The sequence below is a fragment of the Silvimonas sp. JCM 19000 genome (genome assembly GCF_054652575.1).
Genome location: NZ_BAAIHC010000005.1, coordinates 168,912 through 192,252 on the forward strand (window position 1 = coordinate 168,912; position 23,341 = coordinate 192,252).

The window sequence follows — 23,341 nt, forward strand, 5'->3', positions numbered from 1 at the left end:
GCGGCAAATGGCAAATGCGCGCGGCGCTCAGTTAAGCGCCTGAGTTTTATGAGGAAATCCTCAGTCTCCGCCGGGCGGACGCCGCAAATGCAAAAAGCCGATGCGCGCGGGCATCGGCTTTTTGCATTGATTCTGGAGCGGGTGAAGGGAATCGAACCCTCGTATGCAGCTTGGGAAGCTGCCGTTCTACCATTGAACTACACCCGCAAAGGAGCGCCATTGTAGGGGCATTCTGGCGCGGCATCAACCAGCGCCATGATCGGCTTTGTCTGTGGCCGCCTTCGCACAATCGGCCGCTTGCAAATTCTGCTATTTGAAAGCATAAATTCAGCCCGATGCCAGTGGGTCACGTGGCGGGAGGGGTGGATGGCTTTGGTCTGGGCAGGTCACGTGTTTTATCGTCCGCTGCAACGCTCACGTTGGGTGGGCGCGCTGGTGGCATTGGCATTTAATGCTGCGGTGATTGCTTTGCTGTTGTCGATTCGGCAGCGCGCGCCGCTGGCGCAATCGGCACACGATGTGTTGGTGCGTTTGCTGCCCGCAGACCGACCTGCGCCCGCCCAACCCTTGTCGAAAGCGCTGGCGCCCGCGCCACTGGTGCCCCCTCATCCGACCACGCATGCCCGGCGTGCGCTGCACGCACTCATTGCGCCGCAGTCGGCCGCGCATGTTGCACCTGACGCTGCGCCGGATGTGGTCGGCGCTGTGCCCGCGGCCGAGCCAGTAGCGCCGGTTTTGAATATCGATGCCTTGCGTGACAGTGTGCGTAAAACCCTGCGCCGTGCCGATGCCAGCGCGCCGACGCTTCCCGATTTGTCCTTGCCCAAACCGGCGCAGCCCAGTGCGCTGGCGAGAGAAATGGCCAAGGCGCAACGCGCCTCGTGTGGAAGCGCGCATAGCGACATGGGTTTGCTGGCGCCGCTGGCAATTGCCAAAGATCTGGTCACTGGCACCGGCTGCACCTTGCAGCCATAGCGCGCTGCTTTATTCCGACCGCATCCGTTTATTTACTCTGGAGTCACTGCATGTCCCGATCAGGCTGGCAACGGCGCGATGTTCTTAAAATGTTGGGCGCAGCCCCCGTTCTCGCTGCTTATCCATGGCTGGCCGAGGCCGCTACGGGTCCACGGCGGCCGCCGGTCGCGCGCGTGCAGCCAGTGACTGAAACGCTCTGGGGCGAACAGATCACCGACAACTACCGCTGGATGGAAAACGCAGCCGATCCCGAGTGGGAGCCGTTTATGCGCGGGCAGGGTGCGTACACGCGCAAAGTGCTCGATGCCATCCCCGGTCGGGCGGCGCTCGGGCGGCGCTTGAATGCTTTGTCGTCGGGCGCAGAGTCGATCTCGGCGCTCAACCCCAGCGGTGGCCGGGTGTTTTATAGCAAGCGTCCGCGCAATGGCGACAATTTCAAGCTGTATGTGCGCGATGCCGCTGGCGGACCGGAAAAATTGTTGCTTGATCCGACCGTCATCAAACTGGAAGGCTCGCACGTCTCGCTGGATTGGTGGGTGCCATCGCCCGACGGCAAGCTGGTGGTGTATGGCATGTCGCCTGCGGGTTCGGAAAACTCGGTGGCACAAATTCTGCAGGTGGACACCGGCAAATTGTTGCCGGAAAAAATCGATCGCACCGAATACGCCAGTCCGTCGTGGCTGCCAGATAGCTCAGGTTTTTTTTATAACCGCCTCGCTAAAGGGCCCAAACCTGGCGATCAGGATTTCTTTCTGAATAGCGCGGCGTGGTTGCACAAGCTCGGCACCGATCCGGATAAAGATCAGCTCATCCTCAGCCAGGGTCAGTACGCCGAAATCCAGTTTGAAGCGGCAGATTTTCCTGCGGTCGCGGCCGATGTGACCTCGGAGTATGTGATCGCCAGTCCGCTCGGTGGCGTGCGCCCGAATAACCCCTGGTTCTCCGCCCGGCTGGCTGATGTACTGGCGGGCAAGCCGCAATGGCGCAAGATTTGTGACGTGGCCGATGACGTTACCAATATCGCGCAGGCGGGCGACGATTTGTATTTGCTCAGTACGCATGGCGCGGACAATGGCCAGATTCTGAAGGTTTCTGCTGCCACGCCGGATCTGGCGCAGGCCCGCGTGGTACAGGCAGCCAGCGCCAGCATCATCCAGAGCATCGCCGCCGCGCGTGATGGCTTGTATGTGACCTTGATGGATGGCGGCTATAACAGCTTGCAAAAAATCGACGCCAGCGGGGGCCGTGCCGCTGTGCCGCTGCCGTTTGAAGGCTCGATCAGTTCTCTGGGCGTTTCCACCTCGGAGGACGGCGTGTGGTTGCTCGGGTCGGGCTGGCTGACGCCGTTTGCCGTGTTCCATTTTGATCCGGCCAGCAACAAGGCCAGCGACACCGGCATTTGCGCGCGGCCGAATATTGATCTGAGTGTGTACGAAGAAATCCACACCTTCGCCACCGCGCGTGATGGCACTCAGGTGCCGCTATCCATCATCGCGCGCAAAGGCCTGAAAAAAGAGGGCAAGAACCCGACCCTGGTCGATGCCTACGGCTCGTATCAGGTGGTTAGTCAGCCGTATTTCTCGACGCGGTTTATTGCGTTTCTGGAGCAGGGCGGCGTGATGGCAACCGCGGGTGTGCGCGGTGGAGGTGAATACGGCAAGCGCTGGTGGCAAGCGGGCAAAGGGCTGACCAAGCACAACACCTGGCGCGATCTGATCGATTGCTGCGAAAAGCTGATCAAGGATGGCTGGACCGATCGCCAGCATCTGGCCATCGAGGGCGGCTCTGCAGGCGGGATTACGGTGGGGCGAGCCTTGACCGAGCGGCCCGATCTGTTTGCGGTGGTGCTGTCGGACGTGGGGGCTTCCAATACCTTGCGTGCAGAGTTCTCGCCCAACGGCCCGCCAAATATTTCGGAATTCGGCACCATCAAGGACCATGACGGATTTCTGGCGCTCAAGGAAATGGATTCCATTCAGGCCGTCAAAATGGGCGTCAAATACCCGTCGGTGCTGCTGACCACGGGGCTGCACGACCCGCGCGTGTCGCCGTGGGAAGTGGCCAAAATGACCGCGGCCTTGCAACGCGCCACGGCCTCGCATAATCCGGTGTTGCTCAAGGTGAATATCGATGCGGGTCATGGCATCGGCTCTACCCGCATGCAGATCGATGAGGAGCTGGCCGACCAATACGCCTTTATCTTCTGGCGTACCGGCAAGGCAGGCTTTCAGCCGCGTTAGGCGGCTGCACTGCGGCAGTTACAGATTGAACAGCACCAATAAACGCCCGTCCCCGTCTGGATGCTCCATGACGCGGGCGGGCGTGTCGTATACGGCGTGCAGGTGGTCGGGTGTTAGCGTGGCGCGCGGCGCGCCATAAGCGGCGACGCGGCCTTGCGCCAACAGCAGTAGTTGGTCGCAGGCGCTGGCGGCGAGGTTGACGTCATGTAATACGATCACGATGGCCAGGCTGTGGTCCGCTGCCACTTGTCGCAGCGTGCGCAACAGCAAGAGCTGGTGGCGCGGATCAAGATTGGCGGTGGGCTCGTCCAGTAATAACAAACGTGGTTCAGTGCTGGGGCGCTGCGCCAGCACTTGCGCCAATACGCGCGCCAACTGCACCCGCTGCTGTTCACCGCCAGAAAGCTGCAAATAGCTGCGTCCGGCATAAGTGCTGGCATCGGCTAGCGCCAGGCCATGCTCAACCAGCGCAGCCACGTCCGCCGGGGTCATCTCGGCATAAGGGTAAGCGCCTGCCGCCACCACTTCGCGCACCTCCAGATCGAAGGCCAGCGTCGACGCCTGGGGTAGCACTGCGCGGCACCGCGCCAGGGCGCCAGGTTTCAGCTGTTGCAGATCATGTCCGCACCACTCGATGCGGCCGGAGCTTGCGCGCAGCTCACCCGCCAGGGTCGCCAGCAAAGTGGACTTGCCCGCGCCATTTGCGCCCAGTACGCCGAGGATCTGGCCCGGCATCACTTCAAAGCTGACATTGCGCAGCACGGTGCGGCCTTCGCGTGCGCATTCAACCTGGTCTACACGCAGCATCAGCGCACCTTCCGGGCTAGTAGCCACAAAAAGAACGGCGCGCCGACCAGGCTGGTGACGACGCCTATGGGTAGTTCGGCGGGCGGCATCAATGTGCGCGCCAGCCAGTCCGCGCCGGTCAATGCCGCGGCGCCGCCCAGCATTGAATTGGGTAGCAGCCAACGATGGTTCGCGCCCGACAGCAAGCGCACCAGATGGGGCACCACCAGGCCAACGAAACCGATGGTGCCGGTGGCGCCCACCAAAGGGCCGACTAACAGCGCAACCATCACAATAAGTCGACGGCGCAAGGGCTTGATTGCAAAGCCGAGATGGCTGGCTTCACGCTCGCCGAGCAGTAGTGCATTGAGCGCACGCCAGTCGCGCCACAGCAAAACGCTCAGCGCAAGGGTCCATGGCGCCAGTTCCGCCAATAGCGGCCAGGTGGCGCCGCCAAGGTTGCCCATGGTCCAGAAGGTCAGGCCACGCAGCTGGGCCGGATCGGCAAAGTAGGTCAGCAGATTGATCAGGCTGCCACACAAGGCGTTGATGGCGATGCCAGCCAGCAAAAGTCCGGCCATATTGTGCTGGCGACGGCCGAGCACGTAACAGGCGGTGGTGGCGAGCAGGCTGCCACCAAAGGCCGAGGGCGCGATAGTCCAGCTGCTGGTTGCGCCCAGTACGATTGCGCCGACCGCGCCCAAAGCGCCGCCGGCAGAAATGCCGACCAGTCCCGGTTCCGCCAGCGGGTTACGAAACAAGGCCTGCATCACCGCGCCACACAGGGCCAGCGCGGCCCCCGTCAGGGCGGCCAGCAGCGCACGCGGTAGGCGCACCTCCAGCACGATGCTTTGCCAGAGGGCGTGCTCCGTCGTCTGCGGATGGATCAGTCCGGGAAATTGCGTCAACGGAATCGACAGGGCGCCGCTGGCGATCGATAGCACAAGCGCCAGCAGCAAAGCGCTGGCTAGCAGGGCAAGCAAAAGAAGGGCGCGGCGATTGCTGGGCAAAATGGAGCCAGGGCGGGACGAGGATGCGGGATTATCGGGTGCGATGGGTGTGCTCGCCAGTGTTACGGGCGGTCACGATTTTGTGACCGAGTCACGTTTATTTGCCGTGTCGTTATTAATCAATGGCTTGAGATCGTTTCATCAAGTAATGGATTGAGTTGGAGAGGGGTTTTGTGACGCGCTTGTATTGCCTGCTCCGGCCGCATTCCGCCTTGATAAGCCCCGCTGTTTTTGCTTGCCTGATTTCGTGACTTGGGGCAAAATTGCGTCATCCCTCAATCGATCGCCGGATACACTCTCATGAAGCACTCAGCCGATTTCGTTACCGCAGAATTGCCAGGCATGCCCAAGGCCGCGCGCCGTGGCCGACCCTGCGTGGGTTTGCGCCCGATGACAAGTGCAGAGCGCAAGCGCCGTAGTCGGCAGAACCGGCTGCAGCAAGCGCTCAAGTCGGGGGATGTGGCGAATGTGCAGATTCCGGTGCAGCTCAATGCCGTGGTGGATGAGCGCACACGGCGCCTGCTCAAAGAGAAAGCCGAAGCGCGCGGCGTAACCATCGGCGCGCTGCTCGACGAGTGGGTCGCCAGCTTCTGAGCGGGGGGCGGATTCTATCCAGGTTTATGCGGACGCGCATTAGCCGATTGCAGCAAGCCCAGGGTGGATCAAGGCCCAGGCCAGGCGACGGCGTGACCAGCCGCAATGGCGGAAGCTCAGCGCTTTGGTTTTCAGGTTGTTAAAGCCACCGCTCACAGCGGCGTGGCGAGCTGCATGCGTCGCGCCTGGTGGCTTTGCTTGCCGGGTCGTTACCCGCTTCGGGTATCAGGCACGCACCAGGCGCAAACGGGTGATTTCGGAAGGAGCGCCGAAGCGTTTGGGCGGCCCCCAGTAGCCGGTGCCACGACTGGTGTACACCCACAGCTTGCCCAGCCGATGCAGCCCGGCAGTAAACGGTTGCTGAAAGCGCACGAAATGCCCCCACGGCCAGAACTGGCCGCCGTGGGTGTGTCCCGACAATTGCACGTCAAAGCCCGCCTGTTCTGCCGCCGGAGCACTGCGCGGTTGGTGTGCCAGCAAGATGCGCACCGCCGCGTCAGCGGGCGCATTGCGCATGGCCCGCACCGGGTCACTGGCATTGGCCGGGTCAAAACTGCCCGCGCCAAAGTCCGTCACACCAGCCAGCACCAGCGGCGCGCTCGCAGCATTCAATACCACATGTTCGTTCATCAATACTTGCACACCAAGCCGCTGCAACTCGGCCACCCAGGCAGCTGCGCCCGAATAGTATTCGTGGTTGCCCGTCACAAAATAGCTGCCATAGCGCGCCTTCAGATCCGCCAGTGGCGCCGTATGTGGTGCCAGTTGCGCGACGCTGCCGTCGACCAGGTCGCCGGTGATGGCGACTACATCGGCGTCCAGTGCGTTGACAGCCGCGACGATGGCGCTGAGGTAGTTGTTCTTGATGGTCGGGCCGACATGGATGTCGCTGATTTGCGCAATGGTGAAGCCTTGCAATTCAGCCGGCAGATCAGCCACCGGGATGTCCACGCTCACCACGCTGGCAGTGCGGCGCGCATTAAAAAAGCCGATCGCGCTAATCAATAAAGCCAGTGCGGGCACGAAGACCGCGCTGTCGTGCTGCACGCTCGGGCTGAGCGAACCTGGCAACAGCGCCAATATCAGCAGCACCAGGTCACGCACAAAGGTGAAAACCAGCAGCGAGGAAAACCAGCCCATTGCCAGCATGCCGGCCCAGCTGACGCGATCAGCCAGTGCATGATTCTTGAAATTACGCGACATCATGCCCAGCGGCATCAGGATCAAAGAGGCTAACAAGACCAGTCCACCCAGCACCCAGACGGCGAGCCCACCTTGCAGATCAGGCAGTAAACGCGCGCCGATATAGGCATGCAGGGCCAACAACATGATGATGACAAAACCAAACGGACGACGGCGTGCGGACATGGTGGGCTTCGTGGTGATGGGCAGGGGGCGGCATAATACGGGCCTTTGCCTTACATGGGTGGCTTGCATGGACAAATCAAGACAGGACAATGGCATGCCGCGCCTTAATCTGATCGGGCCGGGCCGCTTGGGGCAGACGCTGGGGCGGCTTTGGCAGCAAGCGGGCGTGGTGCAGTTGCAAGCCGTGTGCGGGCGCGACGCGCGCAAGACCGCAGCGGCCTGTGCCCTGATCGGTGCTGGCGCGCCGGCCGAGCTCAGCGCCTTGCCGCCTGCCGCGTTGACGCTGATTGCCACGCCCGACGCTGCCATTGCCACGGTGGCGCACCATCTTGCCACTGCGCGCGTGTTGCGGCCCGGCGACGTGCTGTTCCATTGCAGCGGGGCGACCGCCAGTACGGTGCTGGCCCCCTTACGCGAACAGGGTGTGCACATTGCCAGCGTGCATCCGCTCAAATCCTTTGCCGAGCCGCTCGCCGCGGCCGCCAGTTTTGCTGGCACTTGGTGTGGCGGCGAAGGGGATACCGCTGCGCTGGCGGTGCTGCAGCCCATCTTCGAGGCGATCGGCGGGCAGTGGTTTGCCCTGCAGGCTGAACATAAATTGCTGTATCACGCTGGCGCCGTTCTGGCCTGTAATCATCTGGTGGCTTTAATCGATACCGCGCTGCAATGCATGGAGACGGCGGGTTTGCCGCGTGCGGCCGCATGGCCGGCCTTGCAGCCCCTGGTGCAAGGCACACTGACCAATATCGCTGCGCGCGGCACGGTGGAAGCGCTGACCGGGCCTGCCGCACGCGGCGATCACGCCATTCTGCAGGCCGAGCAAGCCCTGACCCAACAACTGGCGCCCGAGATCGGTGCGGTCTATGCCGCCTTGACCACAGTTGCCCTGCAACTGGCGGCGCAGCAAAGCCGCAGCTAGAAGCTTGCATGTCTCGTAAAAGATTCAAACGCCAAAACCCGGCCGTCACGTCGGCGGCGTTTGCTTGACGCGCTGCTGCGCTGCGCCAAGAATCGGCGCCATGAATACTTCTCCTGTCACTCTGGCGCAGGTGGCCGCGGCTGCCGGCGTTTCGCCCAGTACGGTGTCGCGCATACTCAACGGCACCGCGCGGGTCGATCAGGCCAAGCGCGCCGCCGTCGAAAGCGCCATTGCTGCGCTCAATTTCCAGCCCAATGCCATGGCGCAAGGGTTGGCGCGCGGGCGCACCATGACCATCGGCGTGCTGACCCAGGATATTTCCAGTCCGTTCTACAACGAGATTCTGCAAGGCGTGGAAGATGGTCTGGTGGGCACCGGGTTTGCGCCCATCTTTGCCAGCGGCCACTGGAATGCCGACGAGGAAATCCAGCGCCTGACCATGCTGGCGCGGCGGCCGGTCGATGGCCTGATTGTGCTGACTGGCGCGATTCCCGACGATTTGCTCACCCGCTTTGCCGAGCGCGTGCCGATGGTGACCATGGGGCATCGCGTGGTGCGTGACAACGCGGTGTATCTGCAACTGGATAACGAACACGCTGCCTACCAGGCAACTTGCCATTTGCTTGACCTGGGCCACGTCGCCATCGCGCATATTGCCGGGCCACCGCATATGGGCGATTCGATCGCGCGGCTGCAGGGCTATCAGCGCGCTTTGGCGGAACGCAATATCGAGTTCAATCCCGGCCTGGTGGTGCAGGGCGATTTTCGCGATGACTCGGGTGTGGTGGCGGTGGCGCAGTTGCTGGAAAGCCGCCAGCACTTTACCGCGCTGTTTGCTGCCAATGACCAGATGGCCATCGGCGCACGCCTGGCGTTCTATCGGCGTGGCATTCGTATTCCGGAAGACGTCTCGCTGATTGGTTTTGATGACTTGCCCGCAGCTTCTTTTTGTACGCCGCCGCTGACCACGGTGCGGCAACCGGTGTACGAAATCGGCTATCAAAGCGCCAGCGCACTGATGCGTTTGTTGCGCGGCGAAAAATGCGAACCCATCGCCTTGCCGTTAACGGTGGTGGTGCGCGAATCCACGCAGCGCCGCCGTTACTGATGGCGACATGCTCCGCGCGATGAAACTGGTCATTGCCCCCGATTCCTTCAAAGAAAGCCTCAGCGCCGCCAGGGTGGCGCAGGCGATTGCACGCGGCTGGCACAGCGCCTGGCCCGAAACCGAATGCGTGCTGTTGCCGGTGGCCGATGGCGGCGAAGGCACGGTGGACGCGCTGGTGGCCGCCACCGCCGGCCGGCTGTTACGCCAGAGCGTGACCGGGCCCTTGGGCGAATGCGTGCCAGCGCAGTGGGGCTTGAGCGGCGACGGGCAGACGGCGTTTATAGAAATGGCCAGCGCCGCCGGTTTGATGCTAGTGCCCCCGGCGTTGCGCGATCCCGGCAGCACCACCACTTATGGCGTGGGTGAATTGATCCGCGCCGCGCTCGACCATGGCGCGCGCCATATTGTGCTGGGGCTGGGCGGCAGCGCAACCAATGATGGCGGCGCGGGCATGCTGCAGGCGCTGGGTATGCGCTGGCTGGACGCTGCGGGCAAATCCTTGCCGTTTGGCGGCCTGGCCCTGGCCAGACTGGCGTCACTGGATCGATCCGGGCTCGACCCCCGGCTGGCAACCTGTCGTTTTGATGTGGCCTGTGATGTGGACCATCCACTGACCGGGCCGCACGGTGCCAGCGTCATCTTCGGTCCACAAAAAGGGGCGACTCCCACGCAGGTGAAGCAACTCGATACCGCACTCAGCCAATATGCCCGCGTGATCGAGCAGTCCATTGGTCGCGCAGTGGCCAATGTGCCGGGCGCGGGCGCGGCGGGTGGGATGGGCGCGGCTGCCCTGGCTTTTTTGCAAGCGCAACTGCGCCCGGGCATTGCGCTGGTACTGCAGACCGTAGACCTGGCGCGTCATCTCGCGGACGCCGATCTGGTCATTACCGGCGAAGGTCATCTCGACACGCAGACGCTGCACGGCAAAGCGCCGCTGGGTGTGGCCGCGCTGGCGCGTGCGCACGGCGTGCCGGTCATTGCGTTGGCAGGGCGCGTCAGCGCGGATGCGGCCGAGTTGCAAAGCCATGGCATTGCGGCCGGTTTCAGCATTCAGCCCGGTCCGGGTTCGCTGGACGATGCATTACGCGATACCGCCGCGCGGCTGGAGGCCACTGCGCGCAATCTGGCCGTGCTGTATCGGCTGGGCCAAGGGTGGCGGCGTTCGCATCAAAGTTCGGAATCGTAATCGCCAGCCAGTTGGGTAAATTCGCCCACTATCGCCGCGGTGGCCCACGCCTGGGCACGCAATTCATTGGCGCGCGCCAATAGCTGCTCGTGGGTATTGCATTCTTCTTCGCCGATGCGCAGCAGGCTCTTGCCGCTTTTATGAAATACAAAAGCGCCGTTTTCTTTACTCACACTCACTTGCTCTTCCATGGTTGGCTCCTCAGGTGCGCTTCATGCCAAGGCGGTTGCGCATGTCCGCCGTAATCAACTGCTGTGTGTTCGCATAATCAGCCCACGGATCGCTCCCTTCCAGCTCGGCCAGCCGTTCATGCAGGTTGTGGATGGTCCATTGATTGGCGCTCTTCAGATCGTGGATTTCCTCGCGCCAGATCGGTACCGACACCGGCAGATTTTCCCGCGTCCGTGCGGCATAGGCGCAGATGGTGGTGGCGCCCTGGCTGTTGCGCAGATAGTCGATAAAGATTTTGCCGACGCGGTTTTTGGGGCCGGATACCGCCGAAAAACGTGACGGAATCTGTTTGGCCATATGTTTGACGATGGCCTCGCTAAACGCTTTGACCTCGGCCCAACCGTCGCGCGGGGTTAACGGCACCACAATATGCAGGCCTTTGCCGCCGCTGGTTTTGATAAAGCTGGTCAAGCCCAGCTCGTCCAGCACCGCCAGGGTCAACTGTGCGGCTTCGACCATGGTTTTCCATGGCAAGGCCGGGTCGGGGTCCAGATCGAGGATAAAGCGGTTGGGCTGGTCCAGCTGGTCGCCGGTGGCGTTCCAGGTGTGGAATTCGATGCTGCTCATCTGCACCGCGCCGAGCAAGGCCTCGGCGCTATTGATGATCATGACGGGTTGGCCGGAGTAAGCCTGATCGAGCGACTGGATGGCCGGAATGCGCAGCGTGGCAGCGTTTTTCTGAAAAAACAGCTCGCCCGCGATCCCTTCCGGCGCGCGCACCAGGGCCACAGGCCGGTCTTGCAGATGCGGCAAGATATACGCGGCCACCTGGGCGTAGTACTCGGCCAGCTGCAGTTTGGTGGTGCCGCTGCTGGCATCAATCACGCGTTCCGGATGCGTGATATGCAGTTTGCTGGCGGGTTTGCGCGCCACTTTGTGGGTGGTGACCGGGGCGGGGCTGCGTGTTGGGGTGGCGCTGGATTTATTCGCCACCGTGCGCGCGGGCACTGCTTTTTCTTCCGTCACGCCTGCGGCGGGTTTGTCATTGCGCAAACCATGAAATACCGCATGCCGCACCGAGCCTTCGCGCGTCATTTCGGCATACGCCACCTCGGCCAGCAGTTCCGGTTTGATCCAGTGCACCCCGCGTGCATCAGCCCCGCTGGGCGGATTGACCACGGCAATCTTTTTGCTGTGCAGCGCCTGCAAGCGGGCATAAATCGTGCGCAACGTCGCCTCATTAAACCCGGTGCCGACTTTGCCCGCGTAGCGCAACTCGCCGCTATCAGCGTCGTACAGACCCAGCAGCAAAGCGCCAAAGCCGCTGCGTGAGCCTTTGGGTTCGCTATAGCCGACCACCACAAATTCATGCCGCAATTTGCACTTGAGCTTGATCCAGTCATTGCTGCGCCGTGACACATACAGACTGCCCGCGCGTTTGCCTATCAAGCCTTCCAGCTTCATTTGGCATGCGCTGTTCAACAAGGCGTCGGGCGATTCGGCAAAGTCTTCCGAGTAACGCAATACCTCGTCTTCAGCGCGCTGCAGTACTTCGGCCAGCGCGGCGCGGCGCTGTTCGAGGGGAAGCTGGCGCAAATCGTGGCCATTGAGATAGGGCAGATCAAACAGGTAGTAAACAATTTCGCCACTGCGGCCGCTCTCGAAGGCGTTTTGCAAAAGCTGGAAATCGGGTACGCCGTTGTCGTTGGCGACGATGACCTCGCCATCCAGCCACGCCGATTCCAGTCCAAGGCTGGCCAGCGCTTCGGCCTGACGCGGCATTTTGCGGGTCCAGTCGTGGCCGTTGCGGGTCAGCAAGCGCACATCGCCATTTTCGATTCGCGCCATGATGCGGTAGCCATCAAATTTGATCTCATAGCGCCAGTCGCCATCGGGCACGGATTCAACCAGGGTGGCCAGTTGCGGGCCGATTTGCTCGGGCATCGGCGCGTTGGGGGCTGCGGCGGCGTTTTTTTTGCGGGGGCCGGGGCGCGGCGTGGCGGGCTTGGCCGCGACGGGCTTGGGTCTGGTCGCCTTGCCGCCGCGTTGTTTGGGTACGATGCTGCGCTCGCTCAGCACGCTGTCGGGCAGGGCCGCGACGACATCGTATTCACCCTCGGCCCGTGCTGCGCTATCGCGATGTTTAATCAAAAACCATTGTTCTTGTCGGCCCGCAATGGTGGTGCGTACCAGATTCCACAGGCCGGAGAGCTTTTCGCCTTCCAGGGTGAATTTGAGCTTGCCCTGGCGATAGCCTTCTTCCGCATCACCCTGCGGAATCCACACGCCGCGATCCCACACAATTACATCGCCCGCACCGTAATGGCCTTCCGGGATATGTCCTTCAAACGAGGCATAAGACAAGGGATGGTCTTCCACATGCACGGCCAGACGCCGCACGGCGGGATCAAGGCAAGGGCCTTTGGGGATGGCCCAGCTTTTCATGGTGCCGTCGAGTTCCAGCCGAAAGTCGTAATGCAGGCGCGTGGCGTCGTGCTTCTGGATGCAGTACTGCAAGGCATGGTCCGGCCGCCGGGCGACGGGTTTGCCAGCCGGTTCGGGCGTGGCATGAAAATCACGTTTGCGGTTGTATTCGTCGAGCTGGGCAGCCATGACAGGCCTCTGCGCGTGCGCACGGTTAGACGGGCGATGCTGCGGTTGTACTCGCCAGCCTTGGGCAAAGCCGTCGGCGCAATGCCGATAATGCCATCGGCGCCTGGATCGTCCAGCGGGCGTGGCGTAAAAAAAACGGGCCGCATTCAGCGGCCCGCGTCATATGACAAGGAGAGTTTTCTACTGCTGTGCTACTTGGCGGTGCCCGCGCAAGTAATGTTGCCGGCATTGTTCGGTTCCCAGCGGATATTGCCGACCGAGATCTCGAACGTACCGCTGCTGTACATCAAGAACGGCGTATTCACTTGCGTGAAGTCCGTGCCCGCCGCCGCGAAGCATGCCAGCGGAATCGCCAGCGTTTTCCACGTGTTCAGTGGCTGCGCCACAATGGCGCTCTTGATGTTGATCTGACCCATGCACGGATAGCCGCAATCGACACGCGCAATCACGTCGTCGCTGGGCGCTTTGCTGATCTTCGCGTCGAATACCAGCGAGCCGGTCGCCAGATACGAAGACAGATCCACGCTGGTGGCCTGCATATAAGCCTGACCGACGCCGTTCCAGCTGAACTTCATCGCGCCCCACTGAATACCGCCCTGGTCATCGACCGGGGTGGCTTTCAGTTCACCCGCTGGCGTGGCCGTGGCGTTGGCCGTGGCTTGCGCCACCGTCACGCCGCCCCAGTTGGAGGGTGCGCCGATATACATGGTCCATGGGTCCTGGTTGCCGTGTAGATAGACTTCCAGCGTATCGGTGGCGCCTGGGCCGCCGGTGCCGCTCTGACCGCAACCATAAGCCTGGCTGGTTTCGTCATATTGCGGCTGGTTGGGCGTGAAGGCATAAGTCAGACCGTAGCCATAGGCATACAGCGGGCTATAGCTGGCATCGTCGATATTGAGCGGTGCCTGGCAGGCCGACTTGGGCCATGAGTACGACAGCTTGCCGTGGAAGTTGTAGTTGACGGTGCCGTCAGCCTTGCGGAACAAGACGTCGGTGACACCACCCCCTTCCGAGCCCGGCAACCATGCGGCCACAAACGCATCCGAACGGTTGATTTCACGGCTGGTATACAGCGCGCGGCCCGAATACAACACGGTCACGATCTTCTTCACACCCTTGGCTTTCAGGCTTTCGATCAGCGCCAGATCTTCCGGATGCAGTCGTGCCAGTTCCAGCGTCTTGGTCTTGCCGATATCGCCCTGGCCTTCGGCATACGGCGTTTCGCCGATCACCGCAATGGCTACGTCATAGGTCGAATTGGCCTTGTCGCCGGTGGCGCTGGTGTCGAGCGTGGCGTTGGGCGCAATGCTCTTCACGGCAGACCAGAAGCTGGTTGCGCCGGGGAAATCCGCCGCAGTCAGACCCGTGCCTTGCCAACTGATGGTCCAGCCACCCGATTGGTTGGATACGCTATCTGCACTCTTGCCCGCCACCAGGATTCTGGCGCTGCGGCTCAAGGGCAGGGTCTGGTCGTTGTTTTTCAGCAAGACCAGTGATTCGCGTACCGCTTGCCGCGCCAGTGCCCGATTGGCCGCCGTGCCGATGGCATGCGACTTGGTGCGCGCAGACGGACGTGGCTTCTCGAACAAGCCCAAGCGTACCTTCACCCGCAGAATGCGTCGCACTGCGTCATCGATCCGTGATTGCGCAATCGCGCCGCTTTGCACTTCGGCGATGGTATTGGCGATAAACGCTTTCCAGTCGTCATGCGCCGGCACCATGATCATGTCCACGCCGGCATTGATGGCCCACGGACAATCGCTATTGCTGCAATTGGTGGCGCTATCGCTGTTGGCGGTGGTGATCTGGCCGATGCCATTCCAGTCCGACACCACAAAGCCGTCAAAGCCCATTTTGGTCTTGAGCACGTCGGTCAGCAGATACTTGTTGCCGTGCATCTTGATGGCTTTGGCGTTGGGGTTGGCGGTGTCTTGCCAGCTGCTGAACGATGCCATCACGGTTTGCACGCCGCCTTCCAGTGCGCCGATATAACCGCGGCCGTGGATATTACGCAGCGTGTACTCGTCGACTGCGGTCACCCCTTGGTCGGTGCCCAGCGTGGTGCCGCCGTCGCCCAGAAAGTGCTTCACCGTAGCGACCACTTTTTCATTGCTGCTATCCAGGCCGAGCGTGCCTTGCATGCCTTCGACGATTTCGCGGGCATAGGCTTCGGTCACTTCGGGGTATTCGGCATAGCCCTCGTAAGTGCGACCCCAACGATCATCGCGCACTACCGCCACGGTGGGGCCAAACGCCCAGTCGATACCGGTATGCGTGACCTCCTGTGCCACCGCTGCGCCAATCTGCCGCAGCAAGGCCGGGTCACGCGTGGCGCCCAGGCCAATGTTCTGCGGGAACAGCGTGGCGCCGCGCACGTTGTTGTGCCCGTGTACCGCGTCGGTGCCCCAGATCAGCGGAATCGGATGCGCATTGGCCGAACTGGTCGAGGCAGCCCACAAACTATCGGCCAAAGTCAGCCAGTCTTGCACGCTGGCCGCTTGCTTGCCGCCGGGCCATGAGCCGCCGCCATTCAAGACCGAGCCTATGTGGTACTGCGTGATCTCAGCCGGGGTGACCGAGGCGATTTCGACTTGCGTCATTTGCCCGACCTTCTCCGCCAACGTCAATTGGCCCAGCAACGCCGTAACGCGCGCTTCGACTTGCGCGTCGTTGGGACGTGGGTAGCTGATTTTGGGCCAGTCGTTAAGTTGGGTCAGCGGCGGGGCGGCGTTATTGCCCGGTGCCGGTGTTGGCGTCGGTGTAACGGGTGCCGGTGTGGGCGTTGGCGTAACCGGTGCGGGTGTCGGGGTGGGGTTGCCGGGGTTCGGGGTTGGGGTGGGTGCGGCGGCCAGCTGGTTGGCGCTGAGACTGCTGCCGTCCTCACCGCCACCACACGCCGCCAAGGCTACGGTCATCGCAACGGCCAGGCCGCTGCGCACCAGATTGGGGTGCCATTTCGATGCAAAGCTGTGCATCGCGGTTGTTGCGCGCTTCATCGTACCTCCTGCTCCATTTGTGCGCGGTTGCGCATGAAGATGCTTTCTGTGTTTTGTAACCAATGCGTTTTCAACTGAACCCAAATATCAGCAAACTCTTGTTTTGATGAAATTTTTACGTATCCACTTGGCATATTTGTGAAAGCGGTTTCATAATAACCCCGAAACAAAAAGTTACAAGTAGGGTAAGAAGATTAATACTGCGCTGTAGGTTTATTGCTTACGCGGGGCGACCAGATGCGAGCGCTGCCCCGCTGCGGTGCACCAAAACACAAATGGGCGAAGCAATGCGAAAGCGATAAGGGCGGCCGGACGGGGCCGTATTTTGCGGTTATCTGAGGAGAGGCAGGAATGCATAAACAAGTACTGGCGTTAAGCTTACTGGCGGCGCTGTGCGCACCGCTGGCCCAGGCGTATGTGTTACAGAACGGCACGCTGCAGGTGGGTGTTGATGACGGCGGCGCCCTCATCGACCAGACCGCAATGCTGGGCCTGACTTACGACCCCAGCGGCAAGGGCAATTACGGCAATGACCTGGTCTGGCCAGGCGTGGCGTTCGGCTTTAGCTCGCTCGGCGTGGGCGGCAGCTACGACACCACGGGCGGCGAGTTCTATCAGGGCACCAATCCCTTTGGCTTCAGCATTACCGGCAGCACGGCGTCGACGCTAACCCAACAAGGGTCGTACAACGGGCTTGGTCTGCTGCAAACGGTGAGTCTGGACGGCGGCACGGTGCACTTTACCGTGACGTTTACCAACACCACCGACGCCGACATCAATCAGGTGGCGTATGCGGTGGGCACTGATGCCGACCTCAACTACTATTCCGGCGGCGAATTCGAAACCACCAATACGCAGAACAGTGCGGGGAGTGGCTCGGCCTATGGCGCATTGAGCGGGCTCAAGCTGACCCTGAGCGATGTAAGTAGCGGTGGCGTCAGCGGGCTGATTTCGTCGCAATACCCGTGGAGCATTGATCCGTACGAACTCAGTGCGGCGTCCAGCTTCACTTCGGGTACGGACGACCTGGATCTGGCGTTGGGCTTTAATCTGGGCACGCTGGCCGCCGGGCAATCGGTGACCTTGGCCTATGACTACACCCTGGCAGCCGTACCGGAGCCGGAAACCTACGCCATGATGGGATTGGGGTTGGTGGCTTTGCTGGCTGCGCGTAAAAAGCGCGCTGGTCGCAGCGAATAAGCACGGCTGCAGCAGACTTGCCGGAAGAAACGGGCGTGGCCTACGGCTGCGCTCGTTTTTTTTGTGAGGAGGGATGGCGCCAAGGCGGCGCGATCAGTTTTCTTTGCTACCGCTGGCTTCACGCAATTGCATGGCCAGGGAGGGGCGGTTGGCCCGCACTGATTGCGCTGTCGGAGTAAACAGCGCGCTGCGATGCGGAAAGTGATACCAGTCGATCTTGTCCGCCATGGGGTGGCCGTCGGTGATATAGACCGGTGGCGCGTCTTTGACCAAACGCAATTCGACCGCCCGCAACACGCCCGCAAACGGAGACTCCACCATCCGCGCCCGCCACATGCCATGCAGCGCCTCGGTGGGCTGCCCCTGCTCATTGACCGCCCGCACCTCGAAATACGGGTTGATCACCACATTAAAATACTTGCTGATTGTCATCTTCTTCTCCACACCGTTGGCGGTGCTTCTTGATGACAATGGTATGTAAGCGTGACCCAGGGCAGAACTGGTAGTGCTACTAGGATGGATTGCGCGCAATCAAATTAACAGGCTGCGTGGCATGAAGATAGGGTGGGTCCAGACCCACCCCGTGCAACGGTTACTTGCCGTAGCTAGATAGGGTGGGTCTGGACCCACCGCTCAATGCCATATCCACGTGCCACAGTTCGTGAATGGCGGCTTTGGCGGGTGGGTCCAGACCCACCCTATGCACCGGTTACTTGCCGTAGCAAGATAGGGTGGGTCCAGACCCACCGCTCAATGCCATTCCACGTGCCACAGTTCGTGAATGGCAGCTTTGGCGGGTGGGTCCAGACCCACCCGATGCACCGGTTAATTGCCGTAGCTGTTCAAGTAAGTGCGATACGGTTTCGAGAAGGCAAAGTTGCTGTACGCATCCCAGTTGATCGACCACGTCATCAGCCCGCGCAGGGTCGGGGTGATCGCTTTGGGCTTGTAGCTGCCGCAGTTGCTGCCCTTCATCAAACAATCCAGCGCGCTTTCCACCCCGGCGGTGTCAACAAAGCCGTTGCCCGCGTTGGCATTGGCCGGGATGCCTACGGCCACTTGATCCGGGCGCAGACCCGGCCAGGTTTTGCCGGTGCTGGCTACGGTAAACCCGGCCAGTTCCATATCGGTCATCGCGGTCAAAAAGTCAGCGCCGCCCATGGTGTGATACTGCCCATCCAGTCCGGTGATCGGGCCGGAGTTGTAGTCCTGCACCATTAACAGCGTCAGCTCGTTGCGCATGGCGTAAATCACCGGCAAGAAGGCCCCCGAGCGCGCATCCGAAGACCCGTTTGGCCCCGGACCGTAGAAGCTGTAGCCCAGTTGCACAAAGAAGGTTTCCGGCGCCATGGTCAGCACAAACTTGCTGCCGTAATGGCTGGTGATCTGTTTGAGCGCCGAGATCAGATTGACCACGATGGGGGTAGTGGGGGCGGTGAAGTCGTTGTCGCCCTGGTTGAGCATTACGGACTGGTTTTCAAAGTCAATGTCTACGCCGTCCAGGCCCCAGGTATCGATGATTTTCTCTACCGAAGTGACGAAATTGCTCACCGCCGTGGCACTGGTCAGTTGCACCAGGCCGTTGGCGCCGCCCACCGAAATGATCACCTTTTTGCCGAGTGCCTGTTTGGCCTTGATTGCCGCTTTAAAGTCGGCGTCGCTTTCGACATTGGGGCACTCCGACGGTTTGCAGCGGGTAAAGGTGATGTTGCCGTTGGTGTCGGAATCGCCAAACGCCAGCGCGATCACATCCCAGTCATTCGAGACATTGGCCATCGGGATGTAGCCAGAACCGTTGGCGAAGCTGGAATGCAGATAGCCGACCAGCACATGCTTGGGCAGGCTGGCTGATGGGGTGGGAGCGGGGGTCGGCGTAGGGGTTGGTGTCGGCGCCGGGGTTGGTGTGGGCGTGGGCACCGGGGTGGGGGCCGGCGTTGGCGTTGGCGTTGGCGTGGGTTTGGGCGTGGGGGCCGGAGTAGGTGTGGGTGTCGGCGCGGGCGTTGGGGTAGGCGTCGGCGTAGTGCCGCCGCTATCCACTCCCAAGTCTTGCCACAGCGCCGGGGTCGCGGCCGGGTTCCAGCCAGCGCCTGCGTAGTCGGTCTGGTTGACCAGCGCTTTGTAATCGTGGCCGTTATAAACCACGATGGTGCCGGCGGTATAAGTGCCGCCGTCTTGCCAGGCGGGATAAGCAAAAGCCATTGAGGCTGCAAAAGCGGCCGGAAGCGCGACGAGCGCAAGCTTCCGTTGTCCGCGTGCGAACAAAGGGTTCTTCATTAACGTCTCCATCCATCCATGTTTAATCAACGCCCGCCTTATTGACGGGTCGCGGGCTAGTTTAACGACATTGTCATAGTCGTCAACCTGTTGAATGGAAACGGTAATTCAAATCACCCACTTGCCGGGCTGCGGCCTACAAAGGCCTACATGCCCGGCAGCTTGGTGGCAGTGGCGCGCCGCTCAGGACGCCAGTTGGTCCAGCGTGCCGGTGCGCGCTGCCGCAGGTGTGACCGGCGCAGTTTCGCGTCGGCCGCCCGATACGGGTTTGATGTCTGAGCGATGCTTTTGCCGTCCGGCGGTGTGCTTTTCCAACAGGCGTTGCATTACGCAGAACACGCACAGCAAGGCACCGATGACAATACGCGTCCACCAGGAACTGAGGGTGCCGTCGAAGGTAATCAGGGTCTGGATAACACCGAGTATCAACACCCCAAACAGCGTGCCGGTCAGATAGCCCACTCCGCCGGTGAGCAGGGTGCCGCCGATGACGGTGGCGGCGATGGCATCCAGCTCCATGCCTTGCGCATGCAAGCCGTAGCCCGACAGCATGTAGAAGGTAAACGTCACCCCGCCCAATGCGGCGCAAAAGCCCGACAGCGTGTACACCAGCACCTTGGTGCGTGCCACCGGCAAGCCCATCAGCAGGGCCGATTTTTCATTGCCGCCGATGGCATAAACATAGCGGCCAAACGGGCGGAAATGCGCCAGCCAGATCGCTGCGGCAAAGGTCACCGCGGCAATCAGCACATTGGTGGTAATGGCGTATTCGCCCAGGTGCACGCGGAATTCGGACAGATGCGTGTAGGCCGGGTCGGTAATGGTGATTGATTCGATATTCACTAAAAAGCACAGCCCACGGGTAAGAAACAAACCACCCAGCGTCACAATAAAAGGCTGCAAGCGAAAATACTGGATCAATACCCCCTGGAACGCGCCAAACAAAGCGCCCAAAGCCAATACCAGCGGAATTACTATCCAGATTGGCCAATGGTGGTTTTGCGCCAGCGTGGCGGAAACCATGGTGGTGAGCGCCACCAATCCTCCCACCGACAAATCAATGCCGCCGGAAATGACCACAAAAGTCATCCCGATGGCCACGATCAGCAGAAACGCGTTGTCGATAAACAGATTCAAAAACACCTGCATCGAAAAGAAGCCGCGATAGGCAAACGAGCCGTAGGCAAACATGGCAATAAACAACGCCAGCGTAATCAGCAAGGGCAGGGTGCGCGGGTCAGATAAACGCCCGGTGCGCCAAAGTGGCAGATTCATCGGTCAAGCCTCCAGCGGACGCCGCACCAGCCATTGGCGCAGCTGGTCCGATTGCGTTACGCAAACAATAAACACCACGACCGCTTTAACCACCAGATTGGCTTCGGGCGGCACGCCCAAAGACCAGGTGGTATAGGTCAGAGTCTGGATAATCAAGGCGCCGATGACCGTGCCGATCAAACTGAATTTGCCGCCGCCCAAAGAGGTGCCGCCCAGCGTTACCGCCAGAATGGCATCCAGCTCCATCAGCAAGCCCGCGTTATTGCCATCGGCGCTTTTGACGTTTGAGCTGATCATCAAACCCGCCATGGCTGCGGTCAGGCCGCAAAAGCCATAGACCCACAAGGTAATGGCCCGGGCCTTGACGCCAGCAAAGTAAGAAGCGACCGGATTAATCCCGATAGCGGTAATAAACAAGCCGAGCGCGGTGCGTTGGGTCAGCAGCCACAGCAATAACAACACCGCGGCAACGATAAACAGCGAAAAAGGCAAACCGAACAGATAGCCCGCGCCAAGAAAGAAATAAGGCTGGTAGTAAATAGTGATGATCTGGCCCGAGGTCAGCAATTGCGCAATGCCGCGCCCGGCCACCATCAGAATCAGCGTGGCAATAATCGGTTGCATGCCGACCACTGAAACCAGCGTGCCATTCCATAAACCGCAAATCAGGCCGACCGCCAATGCCGCCAATATCGCCAGTGGCATCGGTACGTTGGAAACATAAACCTCCACGCCGTTTTCCACGTGCATTTGCCCGCCGATCATAACGGCGGCCACGGCGGCGCAAATGGCGACTACTGCGCCGACGGAGACATCCACACCGCGCGTGGCAATCACCGGCGTCATGCCCAATGCCACCAGGGCCAATGGCGAGGCGCGATTCAGGATGTCGATCAGACTGCCAAACAAATGGCCGTCTTTGCTTTCGATATGAAAAAACGTGGCATTAAACGCGCGGTTAACCAGCAACAGCACAATCAACGCAATCAAGGGCAGCGCCAAAGGATGGCGCATCAGGGCGGAGAACCGGGCTCGGGTCATGCGCCACCTCCAGCAATCATATGAAATACCGCGCGTTCATCGGCCTGGCCCGCTTCCAGTTCGCCGATTTTTTCGCGGTCCCGCAATACGGCAATGCGATGGCTGACGCGCACCACTTCGCCCATTTCGGACGAGATAAATAAAATGGCCAGGCCTTTGCGGCACAACGCCAATACCTGATCCATGATTTCGAGCTTGGCCGCGACATCGATACCGCGCGTGGGCTCATCCAGAATCAACATGCCGGGTTCAGTGGCCAACCAACGCGCCAGCAATGCTTTTTGTTGATTGCCCCCGGATAACAAACCAATCGGCTGTTCCGCATCGGGCGTCTTGATGCCTAATGCCTTGATGTATTCATTGGCGATGGCGTCCTGGCGTTTGCGCGATAAAAAGTGGAACAATCCGCGCCGCGCCTGCAGGGCCAGAATAATGTTTTCGCGTACCGACAATTCGGCCACGATGCCTTCTTTTTTGCGATCTTCCGGGCAATAACCAATGCCGTGCTTGATGGCATCGCGCGGCGAATTAAAACGTGCCGCCTGGCCATTGATGTTAACGGCGCCGCTGTCGCAGCGATCCACGCCAAACAACAAACGCGCGGTTTCGGTACGACCGGAACCCAACAAGCCGCCGAGGCCCAGCACTTCGCCAGCATGGATTTCCAGATCCAGATCATGCACCGTGCCTTTATGTCCCATGCCTTGGGTGCTGATAAAGGTTGCGCCCGGTTGCGCCATTTGCGCGGCTTGCGGCTGGGTGAGCGTATCGACGTCAATCTCGCGGCCGACCATTTTGTGGATCAGCTTGAGCTGCGGTAAATCGCCGGTCAGATATTCGCCTTCCAGCTCGCCATTGCGCAGCACGGTAATGCGATCAGAAATGGCATAGGTTTGCGCCAGAAAATGCGTCACAAACAAAATAGCCATGCCACGCGCTTTAAGTTGGCGCAGCAGATTAAACAAGCGCTGGACTTCATCCTCGTCCAGGCTGGAAGTCGGTTCGTCCAGAATCAGGATTTGCGCTTCGGTACTCAAAGCGCGGGCGATGGCCACCATTTGCTGGATGGCAATCGGATAGGAATCCAGCGGCCGCGTGACATCGATTTGCAGCGCCAGGCCACTGAGTAATTTTGCGGCGGCGGCGTTCAAGGTTGGCCAATCAATCCGGCCATTTTTTTGCGGCAGGTTGCCGATATAAATATTTTCTGCCACCGATAAATTGGGGCAGAGATTCACTTCCTGATACACGGTGCGGATGCCTGCCGCCTCGGCCGAGCGCGGGGTGTCTATGGTCAGCGGCGTGCCATTGAGCGTGATCTGGCCGGCATCGGTGGGGTGTACGCCGGTTAACACCTTGATCAGCGTGGATTTGCCCGCGCCGTTCTGGCCCATGATGGTGTGCACTTCGCCCGCAAACAGGCGAAAGGTCACGTCATGCAGCGCGCGAACGCCAGGAAAAGATTTGCAGATGCCCGTCATGGTCAGGATCGGGGCGGCGGAAGCGGGTGCGGCGGCGGTCGTCATGCAAGCTCCTTGGCGCGCGCCTGGAGGGCGCGCGCTTATGCGGACGGGTTCAGGCGACC

The 23,341-nt window shown here is 60.9% G+C and carries 18 protein-coding genes and 1 tRNA gene; 7 read left to right on the top strand and 12 right to left on the bottom strand.

Annotated elements, in window-relative coordinates; translation table 11 throughout:
* Positions 1-133: 133 nt before the first annotated feature.
* Positions 134-207 (bottom strand) — tRNA-Gly (locus ACYQ1A_RS07045).
* A gap of 159 nt (positions 208-366) precedes the next feature.
* On the opposite strand from ACYQ1A_RS07045, the gene ACYQ1A_RS07050 reads away from it, so the two are divergent.
* Positions 367-975: a hypothetical protein gene (locus tag ACYQ1A_RS07050; RefSeq protein WP_499361289.1), complete on the top strand. Its 609-nt coding sequence runs from the start codon at positions 367-369 to the stop codon at positions 973-975.
* Positions 976-1,025: 50 nt separating this feature from the next.
* Positions 1,026-3,215, top strand: a complete 2,190-nt coding sequence (locus ACYQ1A_RS07055; protein ID WP_499361290.1) for a prolyl oligopeptidase family serine peptidase — start codon at positions 1,026-1,028, stop codon at positions 3,213-3,215.
* An 18-nt stretch (positions 3,216-3,233) separates the two neighbouring features.
* On the opposite strand, the gene ACYQ1A_RS07060 is transcribed toward ACYQ1A_RS07055, so the two are convergent.
* Positions 3,234-4,022, bottom strand: a complete 789-nt coding sequence (locus ACYQ1A_RS07060) for a heme ABC transporter ATP-binding protein (protein ID WP_499361291.1) — start codon at positions 4,020-4,022, stop codon at positions 3,234-3,236.
* Positions 4,022-4,984, bottom strand: coding sequence for a FecCD family ABC transporter permease (locus ACYQ1A_RS07065; protein ID WP_499361292.1), 963 nt, complete (start codon positions 4,982-4,984; stop codon positions 4,022-4,024). Before ACYQ1A_RS07065 ends, ACYQ1A_RS07060 begins: the two co-directional genes overlap by 1 nt.
* Before the next feature lie 327 nt (positions 4,985-5,311).
* On the opposite strand from ACYQ1A_RS07065, the gene ACYQ1A_RS07070 reads away from it, so the two are divergent.
* Positions 5,312-5,605 carry a hypothetical protein gene (locus ACYQ1A_RS07070; protein WP_062224992.1) on the top strand — a complete coding sequence of 98 codons (294 nt, stop codon included), beginning with the start codon at positions 5,312-5,314 and terminating at the stop codon, positions 5,603-5,605.
* 225 nt (positions 5,606-5,830) lie between these two features.
* On the opposite strand, the gene ACYQ1A_RS07075 is transcribed toward ACYQ1A_RS07070, so the two are convergent.
* The gene (locus tag ACYQ1A_RS07075; protein WP_499361293.1) at positions 5,831-6,973 is read right to left on the bottom strand and encodes a metallophosphoesterase; all 1,143 of its coding nucleotides are present in this window, start codon (positions 6,971-6,973) and stop codon (positions 5,831-5,833) included.
* A gap of 67 nt (positions 6,974-7,040) precedes the next feature.
* On the opposite strand from ACYQ1A_RS07075, the gene ACYQ1A_RS07080 reads away from it, so the two are divergent.
* The 3 genes from ACYQ1A_RS07080 to ACYQ1A_RS07090 all read left to right on the top strand — a co-directional run bounded on the left by ACYQ1A_RS07080 (position 7,041) and on the right by ACYQ1A_RS07090 (position 10,186).
* A complete protein-coding gene (locus ACYQ1A_RS07080; RefSeq protein ID WP_499361294.1) occupies positions 7,041-7,892 on the top strand; it encodes a Rossmann-like and DUF2520 domain-containing protein in 852 nt (283 codons plus the stop codon).
* A gap of 100 nt (positions 7,893-7,992) precedes the next feature.
* Positions 7,993-9,000, top strand: a complete 1,008-nt coding sequence (locus ACYQ1A_RS07085; protein ID WP_499361298.1) for a LacI family DNA-binding transcriptional regulator — start codon at positions 7,993-7,995, stop codon at positions 8,998-9,000.
* 7 nt (positions 9,001-9,007) lie between these two features.
* Entirely contained in the window at positions 9,008-10,186 is a 1,179-nt protein-coding gene (locus ACYQ1A_RS07090) for a glycerate kinase (RefSeq protein WP_499361301.1), read from the top strand.
* Here the strand turns inward: ACYQ1A_RS07090 and ACYQ1A_RS07095 are convergent.
* From ACYQ1A_RS07095 to ACYQ1A_RS07105, 3 genes are all read right to left on the bottom strand, one after another.
* On the bottom strand, positions 10,168-10,377 hold the full coding sequence (locus ACYQ1A_RS07095) for a hypothetical protein (RefSeq protein WP_499361303.1): 210 nt from the start codon (positions 10,375-10,377) through the stop codon (positions 10,168-10,170). The two genes, ACYQ1A_RS07090 and ACYQ1A_RS07095, sit on opposite strands and share 19 nt — an antisense overlap.
* A 10-nt stretch (positions 10,378-10,387) precedes the next feature.
* Complete coding sequence (gene ligD / locus ACYQ1A_RS07100) at positions 10,388-12,970, bottom strand: DNA ligase D (protein WP_499361304.1); 2,583 nt, start codon at positions 12,968-12,970, stop codon at positions 10,388-10,390.
* A gap of 191 nt (positions 12,971-13,161) precedes the next feature.
* Positions 13,162-15,966: a glycoside hydrolase family 3 protein gene (locus ACYQ1A_RS07105; RefSeq protein ID WP_499361305.1), complete on the bottom strand. Its 2,805-nt coding sequence runs from the start codon at positions 15,964-15,966 to the stop codon at positions 13,162-13,164.
* Positions 15,967-16,317: 351 nt separating this feature from the next.
* On the opposite strand from ACYQ1A_RS07105, the gene ACYQ1A_RS07110 reads away from it, so the two are divergent.
* Complete coding sequence (locus tag ACYQ1A_RS07110; RefSeq protein ID WP_499361306.1) at positions 16,318-17,166, top strand: PEP-CTERM sorting domain-containing protein; 849 nt, start codon at positions 16,318-16,320, stop codon at positions 17,164-17,166.
* 93 nt (positions 17,167-17,259) lie between these two features.
* On the opposite strand, the gene ACYQ1A_RS07115 is transcribed toward ACYQ1A_RS07110, so the two are convergent.
* The 5 genes from ACYQ1A_RS07115 to ACYQ1A_RS07135 form a co-directional block, all read right to left on the bottom strand.
* Positions 17,260-17,598 carry a hypothetical protein gene (locus tag ACYQ1A_RS07115; protein ID WP_499361307.1) on the bottom strand — a complete coding sequence of 113 codons (339 nt, stop codon included), beginning with the start codon at positions 17,596-17,598 and terminating at the stop codon, positions 17,260-17,262.
* 393 nt (positions 17,599-17,991) lie between these two features.
* A complete protein-coding gene (locus tag ACYQ1A_RS07120) occupies positions 17,992-19,365 on the bottom strand; it encodes a carbohydrate-binding protein (RefSeq protein ID WP_499361308.1) in 1,374 nt (457 codons plus the stop codon).
* A gap of 258 nt (positions 19,366-19,623) precedes the next feature.
* A complete protein-coding gene (gene yjfF, locus ACYQ1A_RS07125; protein ID WP_499361309.1) occupies positions 19,624-20,715 on the bottom strand; it encodes a galactofuranose ABC transporter, permease protein YjfF in 1,092 nt (363 codons plus the stop codon).
* 3 nt (positions 20,716-20,718) lie between these two features.
* On the bottom strand, positions 20,719-21,756 hold the full coding sequence (locus ACYQ1A_RS07130) for an ABC transporter permease (protein WP_499361310.1): 1,038 nt from the start codon (positions 21,754-21,756) through the stop codon (positions 20,719-20,721).
* Positions 21,753-23,282 carry a sugar ABC transporter ATP-binding protein gene (locus ACYQ1A_RS07135; RefSeq protein ID WP_499361311.1) on the bottom strand — a complete coding sequence of 510 codons (1,530 nt, stop codon included), beginning with the start codon at positions 23,280-23,282 and terminating at the stop codon, positions 21,753-21,755. Before ACYQ1A_RS07135 ends, ACYQ1A_RS07130 begins: the two co-directional genes overlap by 4 nt.
* Positions 23,283-23,341 lie beyond the last annotated feature (59 nt).